Origin of the sequence: Iodobacter fluviatilis, from assembly GCF_900451195.1 — a bacterium.
In the GTDB taxonomy this organism is placed as follows: Bacteria; Pseudomonadota; Gammaproteobacteria; order Burkholderiales; family Chitinibacteraceae; genus Iodobacter; species Iodobacter fluviatilis.
The window spans coordinates 452,978-465,527 of the sequence record NZ_UGHR01000004.1 but is presented as its reverse complement, the minus strand read 5'-3'; the positions used below and the strand labels follow the sequence as shown (position 1 = coordinate 465,527).

The 12,550-nt window shown below is 50.3% G+C and carries 12 protein-coding genes; 7 read left to right on the top strand and 5 right to left on the bottom strand.

The genetic code is table 11. The features are described 5' to 3' along the window. Positions 1–2 precede the first annotated feature (2 nt). The 4 genes from fliN to DYD62_RS20790 all read right to left on the bottom strand — a co-directional run bounded on the left by fliN (position 3) and on the right by DYD62_RS20790 (position 3,386). On the bottom strand, positions 3–416 hold the full coding sequence (gene fliN / locus DYD62_RS20805; protein ID WP_099398819.1) for a flagellar motor switch protein FliN: 414 nt from the start codon (positions 414–416) through the stop codon (positions 3–5). Further along, positions 409–1,428, bottom strand: coding sequence for a flagellar motor switch protein FliM (fliM, locus tag DYD62_RS20800; RefSeq protein ID WP_115229808.1), 1,020 nt, complete (start codon positions 1,426–1,428; stop codon positions 409–411). The genes fliN and fliM overlap by 8 nt, the downstream gene beginning before the upstream one ends. 105 nt (positions 1,429–1,533) lie before the next feature. After that, complete coding sequence (locus tag DYD62_RS20795; protein ID WP_115229806.1) at positions 1,534–2,070, bottom strand: flagellar basal body-associated FliL family protein; 537 nt, start codon at positions 2,068–2,070, stop codon at positions 1,534–1,536. A 185-nt stretch (positions 2,071–2,255) separates the two neighbouring features. Continuing rightward, positions 2,256–3,386 (bottom strand): flagellar hook-length control protein FliK, encoded by a 1,131-nt coding sequence (locus tag DYD62_RS20790; protein ID WP_115229804.1) that lies wholly within the window; start codon positions 3,384–3,386, stop codon positions 2,256–2,258. Between the two features lie 149 nt (positions 3,387–3,535). Between DYD62_RS20790 and flhB the strand changes: the two genes are divergently transcribed. From flhB to DYD62_RS20770, 4 genes are all read left to right on the top strand, one after another. Further along, positions 3,536–4,672 carry a flagellar biosynthesis protein FlhB gene (gene flhB / locus DYD62_RS20785; protein ID WP_115229801.1) on the top strand — a complete coding sequence of 379 codons (1,137 nt, stop codon included), beginning with the start codon at positions 3,536–3,538 and terminating at the stop codon, positions 4,670–4,672. A gap of 73 nt (positions 4,673–4,745) precedes the next feature. Continuing rightward, positions 4,746–6,833, top strand: coding sequence for a flagellar biosynthesis protein FlhA (gene flhA, locus DYD62_RS20780; protein WP_115229799.1), 2,088 nt, complete (start codon positions 4,746–4,748; stop codon positions 6,831–6,833). A gap of 167 nt (positions 6,834–7,000) precedes the next feature. Further along, complete coding sequence (gene flhF, locus DYD62_RS20775) at positions 7,001–8,551, top strand: flagellar biosynthesis GTPase FlhF (protein WP_115229797.1); 1,551 nt, start codon at positions 7,001–7,003, stop codon at positions 8,549–8,551. Continuing rightward, the gene (locus DYD62_RS20770) at positions 8,529–9,431 is read left to right on the top strand and encodes a MinD/ParA family ATP-binding protein (RefSeq protein WP_115229794.1); all 903 of its coding nucleotides are present in this window, start codon (positions 8,529–8,531) and stop codon (positions 9,429–9,431) included. The genes flhF and DYD62_RS20770 overlap by 23 nt, the downstream gene beginning before the upstream one ends. A 134-nt stretch (positions 9,432–9,565) precedes the next feature. Here the strand turns inward: DYD62_RS20770 and DYD62_RS24490 are convergent, their stop codons facing one another. Next, positions 9,566–9,838, bottom strand: a complete 273-nt coding sequence (locus DYD62_RS24490) for a sterol desaturase family protein (RefSeq protein ID WP_339360815.1) — start codon at positions 9,836–9,838, stop codon at positions 9,566–9,568. Between the two features lie 338 nt (positions 9,839–10,176). Here DYD62_RS24490 and DYD62_RS20760 point away from each other — a divergent pair, with 338 nt between their 5' ends. From DYD62_RS20760 to DYD62_RS20750, 3 genes are all read left to right on the top strand, one after another. Beyond that, positions 10,177–10,920, top strand: coding sequence for an RNA polymerase sigma factor FliA (locus DYD62_RS20760; protein WP_115229789.1), 744 nt, complete (start codon positions 10,177–10,179; stop codon positions 10,918–10,920). 6 nt (positions 10,921–10,926) lie between these two features. Further along, positions 10,927–11,667, top strand: coding sequence for a flagellar motor protein (locus DYD62_RS20755; protein ID WP_115229786.1), 741 nt, complete (start codon positions 10,927–10,929; stop codon positions 11,665–11,667). A 99-nt stretch (positions 11,668–11,766) separates the two neighbouring features. Further along, entirely contained in the window at positions 11,767–12,513 is a 747-nt protein-coding gene (locus tag DYD62_RS20750) for a lysophospholipid acyltransferase family protein (RefSeq protein WP_115229784.1), read from the top strand. Positions 12,514–12,550: the final 37 nt, after the last annotated feature.

The following is a 12,550-nucleotide window of genomic DNA, read 5'->3' as shown; positions in this document are numbered from 1 at the left end:
AACTACTTATGCAAGCGGCGGATACGTTCTGCCGGCGTAATAATATCGGTGAGACGTATACCAAATTTATCATTCACCACCACCACTTCACCCTGAGCAATTAAACAGCCATTGACCAGCACATCCATCGGCTCACCGGCCATACCATCGAGCTCAACAACCGAGCCCTGTGCTAATTGCAAAAGGCTGCGAATTGCAATTTTAGTGCGCCCCAGTTCCACCGTTAAGGAAACAGGGATATCCAGAATCATATCGATATTGCTTGGTGCATTACTCAGCGGCGTACTGGCATCAAAGCGCTGAAAAATATCAGCGGCTTGTACATCCGGTTTTTCTGCGGCAGCGGCATCAGCCACTTCCTGCTCGGCTAAGGCAGCGGCCCAATCGTCCATTGCCATTTCATCTTCATCAGCCATTGTCAGTCTCTCCTTCACTTTCTGTCTCGGTGCCGGTTAATGCTTCGGCAGAGCCAAGTACTTTGCTGACTCTTAAGGCGTACTGCCCATTCAAAGTGCCATACTTGCACTCAAGTACAGGCACGTTATCCACAGCCGCAATAATGGCCTCTGGGATTTCTAAAGAAATAATATCGCCCAGCTGCAATTCCAGAATTTCACCTAAAGTGACCTTGGCATTCCCTAAGGTAGCAACCAAATCGACTTCAGCATGCTGAATTTGCTTTTGCATCAGCGTGGTCCAGCGGTTATCGACTTCAATCCGGTCTGCTTGCATCGTGCTATAAAGCACATCCCGAATCGGCTCAATCATCGAATAGGGGAAGCAGATGTGAAAATCACCTCCCCCGGCACCCAGTTCAATTTTAAAGGTGTAGGCCACCACAACTTCAGTTGGGGTCGCAATATTAGCAAACTGTGTATTCATTTCCGAGCGAACATAAACAAATTCGCAGGGGAAAACAGGCTGCCATGCTTTTTCGTACTCTTCAAAAACCACTTCTAAGAGCCGCTGAATAATTCGCTGTTCAGTCGCAGTAAAATCGCGCCCCTCAACCCGCACATGGTAACGGCCATCAGAACCAAATAAATTATCTACCACCAGAAAAACGAAATCGGGGTCAAAAATAAACAAACCCGTTCCGCGCAGCGGCTTCATTTGAATTAAATTTAAATTGGTAGGAACCACCAGATTGCGAATGAATTCGCTGTACTTTTGCACCCGGACGGGGCCAACCGAGATTTCAGCGTTGCGGCGCATAAAGTTAAATAAGGCCACCCGCAAATTACGTGCAAAACGCTCATTCAGAATTTCAAGCGTGGGCATCCGCCCGCGAACGATACGTTCCTGACGGCCAATATCATAATCACGGACAGCAGAAGCATCGACCTCTTCGTCGGAAGAATCTTCTTCTCCGGTCACACCGCGCAGTAGCGCGTCGACCTCTTCCTGAGAAAGGATATCGTCTGCCATAATCCTTAGTCCGGATAAACTGAATTACCGGTTAATTAAATATAATCTTAAAAAAACCACAGCGCCTGTTCCGGCAATCAATTGAAACAGGCGCAGTCTTTATGCTTACTGCACGATAAATGAAGTGAAATTAACTGAAAGAACACCTTCATCTTCACTTTCAGCACCCAAAATCTTATTTACAATTTCACGAATTTCTTTTGCCAGCTTATCCGTACCATCTGGTGCTTTCACTTCGGCAATCGTCTTACTGCGTAATAGCTTATTAATCTGGCCCTGAATCTTAGGCGACATTGCTTTTATTTTTTCGGCCAAATGCGCATCGCCTAACTCTAAAGAAATATCGGTCTGTAAAATGCCATCGCCATCTTCTGAGTGCAAATTAACCGTAAATTGCGGCAGTTTTTCAAAAACAGCAGCATGCTCTTCTTTCTTTTTATGATCTTTCTTTTTCTTTTTAACTTCATCTTTTGCGGTGGCTTCTGCAGCCACTTCATCCGCAGCAGGATCACTGCTTTTAGTAAGCAAAAAGGCAGCAACACCGCCCACAATGATTAATAACACAACTAATAAGCCGATTACGGCGAACAAAAGAATATTTTTCTTCGCTTTAGGCGCAGCTTCCACTTTGGCATCGGACATCACATCACCTTGAATGGATTGAAATATTTTATAAAAAAGAAGTATTCAGACCAGAACAAAGCGCCCCAATTAAAAGCGAGGGGCGCGGGCTTTGGAATTAAGTGAGCTGATTATAGCTTAAAAAGCATTAACAAACAGGTAGTAAGCAGCGAGTCTTGTCGTAACACAACAAGACCCGCTCCAAATTAAACATAGAGATTTAAACCACTGCGTGCCACAGGCAGAGCAACATCCATCATCACCCGCGTTTGCCCATCTGCATATACGCCAGGCAAATCTTTGGCAAACTGCTGCGATCCGGGCTGGCGCTGCTGCCCCATATACTGACTATTTGCCTGCTGCTGAGCTTGCTGTTGTGCCTGTTGCTGCTGTGTATGCTGATTTAAGGAATCAGAAGCAACTTGTACATTGCTCAGCTGAATACCCTGGTCAGCAAGCAGCATGGTTAATCTTGGGGTTGCTGCCGCTAAAGCCTCCCGCACCGATGCGTGTTGCGAGCTAAAAACCACACTCGCCTGCTCGCCTGACATCGTAAGCCGCACTTCCATCGGCCCCAAATGCGGCGGATTGAGTTGCATATCAATTTGCTGATGCTGATCCTGCAACATCATGGATACCCTCTGCGCAACCGCATCACCCCAGCGCGAGCTGCCCACAGGCTCCGCTACTGTGTGTTGCGGCACGGCAGGTTTTGCTTCGGCCACTGGTGTGCGAAATGCAATATGAGGGGCTGCGTCTATTTTTGGAAGTGCGGTATTGTCTTTAGCACTATTAAGCAGAGCGGAAAACTCTTCCAGAGGCGCAGTCAATTCACCGCCAGCTCCGGCGTTTTTTTGCCGCAAAGAGGCAAGTTTTGCCGCCTCTGTCCCCGTGCTTAAGGAAGTAAGTGGATTTAACCCCGTCTCAGCCGTATCTGCCAGACCAGCACCTTCTTTTGTATCACCCTGAGCAAGTAAGCCCTTGCCTAGGGCAGTTAAATCCAGCTCCGCTCCATCCGTTTTGACATTTGCCTCAGGCAGCTCGGCCAAGGGCGCATTTTGCGCTACGGCCTGAGCCTGCAGCATGGCTAACCAAGGAGGAAGCAGCTGGGCATTCGCAGCCGCCTGTTGCTCTTCGGCCGGGGAATGGCTTTCTTCATGCACTGTTTTTTTCTCGCCCGAATCTGCTGACTGGCCTTCCTGGCGGGTATTAACTTCACGCTCCAGCACTTTGGCAAATGGTTGAGCAGCCGTATCCGCCCCCATAGAAACAGAGGAACGTGATTCTGTTGAACGACTCGCTTGTGCACTGGCTGTAACGGTGAGATTGCTCGCCATGACCTGGCTCCCCAATAAAGTTAATCAAGACTTAAGCAATTGCAGTGCCAGCCCAATTAAATCGCTATGCTAAACTCAGGTCCAGCGGGGTTCAGATCAGCATTTATCTGCATATAAAGCAGGCATCTATCGCGCTTTAAGGAGAAAAAATGGCTGAAGATTCAGACGCAGAACGCACGGAGCCCGCCTCCAGCAAGCGCCTTGAAGAGGCGCGAAATAAAGGGCAAGTACCCAGATCGCAAGAACTGGCCACTTTTTCCATTTTAATGGTCGGCATTATTGCGCTCATCAAGCTGGGACCAGAGCTGTTGCAAACTTTAAAAATGATTTTTATTACAGAGCTGACTTTTAACCGCGCCACCATTGCGGATCCTAATCAGATGCTCCTGCATTTTATGAGCTCAAGCCACAAAGCACTGATGGCCTGCCTGCCCATTATTTTGCCCTGCGCACTCATTGCCATCATTACGCCTGTTTTAGTAGGTGGCTGGTTATTTACCATCGATGCTTTAGCACCTAATTTTGCCAGAATGGACCCTATCGGCGGCTTAGGACGAATGTTCACGCTGAAAAGCATTGTGAATATGGTTAAAACCATTCTTAAATCCAGCCTCATTGGTGGCGTAGCCGCCTGGGTACTGTGGGACGAAAGAGCACAATTTTTGCAGCTGATCACTATGCCACTCGATGCTGGCCTGCCTTATATGTGGGACATGGTGCAGCACACGCTTTTACTGGTCGTCAGCTCGCTGGCTATTGTGGCCGCAATTGACGCCCCCTATCAGCTTTGGGATTATTACAAAGGCTTGCGCATGACCAAGGAAGAGCTCAAGCAAGAAGGTAAAGATGCCGAAGGCTCGGCGGAAGTAAAAGGCAAGATTCGTCAGTTGCAACACGAAGCAGCCAGAAAGCGGATGATGAGTGAGATTCCAAAAGCCAATGTGATTGTCACCAATCCAACCCACTACGCCGTTGCCTTGCAATATACCGAAGCCATGCGTGCGCCCAAAGTAGTCGCCAAAGGGGCATTTTTACTTGCAGAGCGAATTATCGAGCTAGGCAAAGAGCATAAAGTGGCCGTGATCCGCACTCCGCCTTTTGCCCGTGCGCTTTATCATCACGCTGAACTCGGGGCCGAGATCCCCGCTGCACTGTATACTGCGGCAGCCGAAGTGCTGGCTTATATCTACCAGCTGAAACACTGGCAAAATTATGGTGGCGATGAGCCCAATCTGGCCGATGAACTTCCTGTGCCCAGCGAATTAGATCCCGGTAGTGAAGCATAAAACGCCGCACTCAAACAGCAGCGCAAAAACGCAAAATATGATTCTACTTAATTTACCCAGAGCTTAATGCCCCATGTGGCGTACTTTTAATTACAGCAAATTAGCCGGCCCTGCGCTGGTGCTTATGGTGCTCGGCATGATGGTTCTGCCGCTGCCCGCGCTTGTGCTCGATTTTTTCTTTACCTTCAATATTGCGATTTCCATCATTGTGCTGATGGTGGCACTTTACACCCGTAAGCCGCTCGAGTTTTCCAGTTTTCCAACCATTTTGTTATTTACCACCCTGCTTAGGCTGTCTTTAAATGTCGCCTCAACCAAGCTGGTGCTGACTGAAGGGCACAATGGTGCAGATGCAGCAGGTAAGGTAATTGAAGCTTTCGGCCACGTACTGATTGGCGATAACTTAACCGTAGGCGTTGTTGGTTTTATTATTCTGACCATTATTAATTTTGTGGTCATTACCAAAGGTGCCGGACGAATTGCCGAGGTATCCGCACGCTTTACCCTAGATGCGATGCCTGGTAAGCAAATGGCAATTGATGCCGATTTAAACGCTGGCATGATAGGCGAAGAAGAAGCCAGACGCCGCCGCTCAGAAATCTCGCAGGAAGCTAATTTTTTCGGCTCTATGGATGGTGCATCCAAGTTTGTCAGGGGTGATGCCGTCGCCGGGATTATGGTAATGGTCATCAATATCATTGGCGGCTTGATCGTCGGTATGGCGCAGCACGATCTGCCTTTTGCAGAAGCGGGCAAAACCTATACTCTGCTGACCATTGGTGATGGCTTAGTCGCACAGATCCCCTCACTGATTATCTCTGTAGCTGCCGGTATTGTGGTTTCTCGAGTAGGCGACGGCGAGGATTTATCAGAACAAATTCTGGGGCAGATGTTTTCTCAGCCACAGGTTATGTATGTCACTTCGGGTGTACTAGGCGTCTTGGGCATTATCCCAGGCATGCCCCATACGGCTTTTTTGCTGATGGCGTCCATCTTAGGCGGTATTGCATGGCAGCTGGATCAGCGCAATAAAACCAGCGCACTGCAAACTGCAGCAGCAGAAAGGGGTGCCGCAGGAGGACCTGCGGCTGCAGGGGGCGCTCCGGCCGCTGCAGCACCACTGCAGGAAGTCAGCTGGAACGATGTACAGCCTGTTGATCCGGTAGGGTTGGAAGTGGGCTACCGGCTGATCCCCTTGGTCGATCGGAATCAGGATGGCGAATTACTCCGCCGTATTCGTGGCATCCGCAAAAAAATCGCGCAAGAGCTGGGCTTTTTAGTGCCCTCTGTGCATATTCGCGATAATTTAGAGCTCAAACCCAATCAATACCGCATCCAGCTCAAGGGAGTGGATGTGGGTACGGGTGAAGCCTTTGCTAGCCAGTGGCTGGCGATCAACCCGGGCAACGCCATTGGCCAGCTGCCCGGCACACCTACGCAGGATCCTACTTTTGGCCTGCCAGCCGTCTGGATTGATGCCAATTTGCGCGATCAGGCACAGGCCTTTGGCTATACCGTGGTGGACGCCTCTACCGTAGTGGCCACCCATATTTCGAATATTTTACAAAGCCATTCAGCCGAACTTTTAGGCCGCGAAGAAGTCCAGCAATTGCTTGAACATTTTGGCAAAGAAGCACCCAAGCTACTGGAAGACCTGGTGCCTAAAATTATTCCTGTAGGCACTTTGCAAAAAGTTCTGCAAAACTTACTTGAAGAAGGCATGCATATCCGTGATATGCGCAGCATTCTGGAAACACTGGCTGAGCATATTACCCGCACCCAAAATATTGACGAACTAACGGCAGCAGTACGTGTCGCGCTAGGCCGAGCCATTGTTCATCAGCTTTTCCCTGGTGAGAACGAGCTGCAAGTTGTGACGCTGGAGCCACAGCTCGAAAACATTCTGCTCTCGGCCGTTTCTGGTAATTCGCAGGGAGGCTTAGAGCCAGGCTTAGCAGAGCGGGTGCTCAAGCAAGCCTCTGAATTATCTGAGCAATTAGAGCAGCAAGGTCTGAGCACCGTGCTGATTGCGCCCGCTCAGCTACGCCCCATGCTAAGCCGCTTTTTGCGCCGCTCTATTCCTGGATTACGCGTGATTGCGCATACCGAGATTCCAGACAGCAAAACCATTCGAATTGTGGGTATGTTAGGTGCAAATTAAATACAAAAAACAAAGCACAAAACAGATTTAAGGATAAATACCTCATTGAGCCAAGTATGCTTAAGAGTAAACTGACAAAACATACTAAAATACACATCGCTAAACTGCACTTTTATGCACAATAGCTTGCATGAGGATAATCTTTTGTTTTCAGACGGCAACTGGATATGGTCGTAAAAAAGTTCTACGGAGCGACTACGCGTGACGCGCTGCGTCAGGTTCGTGATGAACTTGGCCCGGATGCGCTGATCCTGTCCAATCGCCAGGTGTCTGGCGGCGGCATAGAGATCATGGCCGTCGCAGATGCCGATGTGGCCGCCCTGACGAATAACGTTGCCGTACAGCCACGCCCTGCGTCACAGCAAAATAGCCGTGGCGCACAAAATGGGGCCAAACTGTTGCAAAGCGCTCAGGCTGCAGCCCCCATCAGTAAAGCCCTCGCCCGCTCCTACGCCATCCCAGACGATGACGATGAAGAGCCCGGCACCGACCATATAATGCACGACGAGCCCATGGTTTTACGCAGCAACCGCCCTGCTGCTGCACCACGCCAGCCAGAGCCTGTAGCAGCCCCCATACCGCTCGACAGTAATCCAGAATACCAGCAGCCCAGAGCAAGCCGCCCTGCGCCAAGACCAAGTGCGCCACCACCACGTCGCCCTGTGCCAGAGCGTGCTTTACCCACTTTCAGCTTTGAAGACGATGAAGCACCGCCCGCACAAAGCCCGGCTGACAAAGAAGCGATGGATGGTATTGCGCGGGAAATCCGCCTTTTGCGCGGCTTACTTGAAAGCCAGCTGGCGGGCATGGCATGGGGCGAATTATCGCGCCATGCGCCTGAAAAACTTGAAGCATTGCGACAGCTTTTATCCGCCGGATTTTGTCCTGCGCTTTCACGCCAGCTTGTCGAAAAAATGCCTGCTCAAATGACTCTAGATCAAGGCATGCGCTGGGTTAAAGCTGCGCTTACGCATAATCTGGCCGCAGCCACTACGGATGACGATCTGATCAACCGTGGTGGAGTTTACGCCCTGATCGGCCCGACGGGAGTGGGAAAAACCACCACCGTAGCCAAGCTGGCTGCGCGCTGCGCACTCTTGCACGGGCCTGATTCAGTAGCCCTACTCACCACCGACAGCTACCGGATTGGTGCGCACGATCAGCTGCGAATTTACGGCCGCATCATCGGTGTGCCGGTGCACGAAGTCAAAGACGAAACCGATTTGCAATTTACCCTAGCGGATCTGAGCGAAAAGCATTTAGTGCTGATCGATACCGTGGGGATGGGGCAGCGTGATCAGCGAATCAGCGAGCAACTGGCCTTATTTGACGAAGACAATGTCTCCACCCTGCTGCTGCTCGCCGCCAATGCCCAAACCGGCACGCTGGATGACGTGGCACGCCGCTATCGCAATACCCATTTAGCCGGCTGCATTCTGACTAAGCTTGATGAAACCATGAATTTAGGTGGCTGCCTTGATGTCGCCATCCGGCATAAATTGCGCCTGCACTTTTTAACCAATGGCCAGCGTGTGCCAGAAGATCTGCACCGCGCCAATGTCTCCTACCTGGTTGATCGTGCCTTTCGGGGTGAATCACAAAATAGCGCCTTTACCCTGAAACCTGATGAGTTCCCCTTATTTATGGGCGCACAGGGCGGCACCATGGATAGCCCGCTTGATTTCAGCATGAACTATGCGAGCCATTCCCGTGGCTAGCCTTTGGTCAGATCAGGCGGCAGGCCTGCGAGCCATGATTGCCCCCACGCCTTGCCGCAGTATCAGCCTGAATGGCGGTCGCGGCGGCAGTGGCACCACAACTCTGGCGATTAATTTGGCCGCAGCACTGGCCGAACGCAATCGGGAAGTCATTTTATTAGATGAGTTTACCGGCTCAGGCAATGCCGCCCACCGCATGCGACTGGAGCAAAAACACGAGCTAGATCATGTACTGCGCCGAGAGGTAACCTTGGCAAATACGCTGCTGACGACGGAAGCGGGCTTTTCTATCCTGCCCATCAGCGCCCGGGCAAGCGTTTTAAGCAGCCTGAATGAGCGTGAGCTGACATGGCTGTCTGCCGAATTCGAGCAGCTCACCCAGTACGCCGAATTTTTACTGCTCGACACCCGCCCGTCCGCCAGCCATGGCGTGCCCTGCCTCAGCCTTGCCGCCGACGATGTGATGGTGATTGTATCCAATAGCGCCGAATCGCTCACTGACGCCTATGCCACCATCAAACTACTCGGCACCGAATATGCAAGACGAGATTTCCGGATTCTGGTTAATCGCGTCGATACCATTACCGAAGCGGGCTTGATTTTTAATCGCCTGAAAAGCGTAGCCAGACAGTACTTAGGCGATGCGGTACAAATGAAGCTGATCGGCTATGTGCCTGAAGACGAAAAACTAAAACGTGCATCCCGTCTGGGCCGCACCGTGCTGGATGCTTTTCCGGATGCCGATTCCAGCCACGCTTTCCGCCAGCTTGCCGATGTGATGCTGCGCTGGCGAAAACCGTTGAACACCACAGATAGCACGGGCTTTTTATATCGCTTAGTTGAATCCAGCCGCCTGCTGGCTGAGCAACTTCAGCACTAAGCCATCACAAGTTGATCTGCGGTGTAGCCGAGCATTTATCCCTGTCTGTTCAGACTTGAAAATCCTATTTACAAACTTAATGACGTTTAAACGGGTGCATTAACTGACTTGGTACATCAGCTTCCATAGGTTCATCAATGCCATAGCACCATGGCAGGAGGCCGATGTAAGGTTGAAAATACAAGGTCAATCAAAGGAAACATGGCGGCGTAATTGTGATCGCGCTGCCCCTCTGCTTCGTTTGCATGATGCCAATGGTGAAAGGCCGGTGTTGCAATCAGCCATTCCAGCGGCCCGAAGCGCCAGCGCACATTGGCATGCCAATCACACTGATTACTTGTATTGCGGCTTACAGGCAAGCAGTAGTGTGAACACAGAAAAAGCCACCACGCCAGAGGCCATGTCAACGGTGGTATGTGATGGTTTAAATTTGACTATTTTTTCAAAATAAACAGCAGATTATCAATTAAGTAGCAAAATACTTGCTCTCTATCCGCGCCTGCAAGCACAGCTCTACTTATTAGCAAAACTGCATATTCGCATAAGTTCAGCGAATTCCCCTGTTATACTCGATACTATTCTTACGGCAAATAAAGCCTTAAACGGCACAAATGCGAATGATATAGCCGAAGGATTGGACCTAGCTCTTGCAAGTACTTTTAAGCAATTAGAAAGCAAACTGATTTTACTCCCAAGTCGCTAGGCTCTCAGCTAAACTGATTTTGCCACTTCAAAGTAGAAACAGATGCCAGCGCCACGCGCACTTTCTCTTTATCGTCAGACACAGGCCAGCAGCGAAGATGATTATGTCGCTCGCCATGCCTCACTGGTCAAACGGATCGCCTATCACATGGTGAGCCGTCTGCCTGCCAGCGTGGAAGTGGATGATTTGATACAGGTTGGCATGATGGGCCTGATGGAAGCGGCCAAAAATTTTGACGTCAGCGCAGGCGTATTATTTGAAACTTTTGCCTCTCAGCGCATTCGCGGCGCCATGCTGGACGAGCTGAGAAGCGCCGACTGGATGCCCCGCCAGGCCAGAAAACATATGCGGGATATTGAAGCCGCACTGGTTAAGCTAGGCCACACTCTGGGCAGAGCCCCCCTAGAAAGTGAAGTGGCCAGCTACCTTCAGCTCAGCCTTGAAGAATACCAAGATATGCTCACCGAAGCGCGGGGCCATCAGCTAGTCCACTTAGATGATTTTGAAGATGATGAAGAAAATCATCATAGCGAACATAATGTAGCCGATCTAGCGCACAATCCGCTCAATCAACTCTCTGAAACACACTTCAAACAAAAATTAATTGAAGCCATTGATGCATTGCCCGAGCGGGAAAAGCTGGTAATGGCACTTTACTACGACGAAGAACTCAATCTTAAAGAAATTGGTGCTGTACTCAGCGTCACCGAATCCCGGGTTTGCCAGCTGCACAGCCAGGCCATTGCCCGGCTGCGGGCGCGCTTAGGCGATTGGACAGGTCAATAAGGCGATATGGATAAAATCAGTATATTTGGCATTTTACTTGGCTTAACGGCGGTTGTACTCGGGCAAGTTTTAGAGGGCGGGCACGTAGCCTCCCTGATGCAAGCCACTGCTTTTATGATTGTCACTGGCGGCACGCTAGGTGCGGTGATGCTGCAAACCAGGCAGGATCACTTTATTGCTGGCTTAAAAATGGTGCGCTGGGTTTTTCTTCCGCCTCAGCACGATTTCAAAAAACAACTGGGCGTGCTGGTCAACTGGGGCCAGCAAGCCCGTCGTGGCGGCCTTTTAGCGCTTGAAGCCTATGTTCAAAGCGAAAAAGATCCTTTCGTAAAACGCGGACTGCAAATGGTGGTTGATGGCGCAGAGCCTGAAGTCATTCGCCGCGCTTTAGAGCTGGATATCGATGTATTTGAAGACCGCGCTCGCTCTGCCGCCAAAATTTGGGAAGCAGCCGGTGGCTACTCCCCTACGATAGGGATTATCGGCGCGGTGATGGGCCTGATCCATGTCATGGAAAACCTGACCGATCCATCCAAACTAGGTGCCGGGATTGCTGTGGCTTTTGTCGCCACCATTTACGGCGTAGGCATGGCCAACCTGATTTTTCTGCCTGTTTCGCATAAGCTGAAACAACATATCCAGACCGAAGTCAGACGCCGCGAAATGCTGGTTGAAGGTCTGGTTACCATTGCCAACGGTGAAAACCCACGGGTGCTGGAAAACAAACTGGCCGGTTTTTTGTCTTAGCCACAAACAACAACTTCACAACATCAGTTAAATCAACAGGATTAGACTTCAGCCCCCTAAAACAAACCTTATTCGCAAGTGCCCTGCGGAGATTTCGCCATGCTTTGGTTTGCCAAATGGCTGCGCCTTACCCTTGCCTGGCTTGATCTCTGTGCCTTTACTCTGCTGATGCTCTTACTGGCACGCCTGCCTATGGCGCTTTTGTCAGCCCGGTATCCCTCTTTATTTCAGGCATGGTGCCGCTGTTTTGTCCGGGCGCTGGGGGTAGAGCTGCGTTTACACCAGCACCATAAAAAACCTCTTCCCCCCCAGTATATTTTAATTGCCAATCATCCTTCTGCACTGGAAGACGTTGGTATTCCGGCCTTTTTTCCAGTCAGAAATCTCGCAAAAGAAGAAGTACGTCACTGGTGGTTTGTCGGCAGAATTGCTGAAGCAGCCGGTACATTATTTGTAAAACGCGAAGAAAAAGAGGCCCGTCAAACCGCACTGCTCAATATGATTGCAGCGGTAAAAGCAGGGCATTCTATTGCGCTTTATCCTGAAGGCGGCTGTAAAGGCCGTCGTCTCTGGGATAAGTTCTTATATGGCGCATTTATCGTTTCTATCGAAACCCAGATCCCCATCCTGCCGGTATTTTTATATTACGAAGCACAGGAAGCCTTTGAATGGGGCCCCAATACCACACTCATTCAAAAAATATGGCAAATCATGCGCTCCCCCAATCATGTGGCGCATTACCACGTATTTGACCCGCTGGAAGCCAGCCAGTTTAAAGATAAAGACGATTACGCCAACCAGACCTATGCGCTCTATTCAGGCTGGCAAAAACGTTTTCTGGAGTGATCCTTTGCACTAATTGAATGGCTTATTACCCAAATTA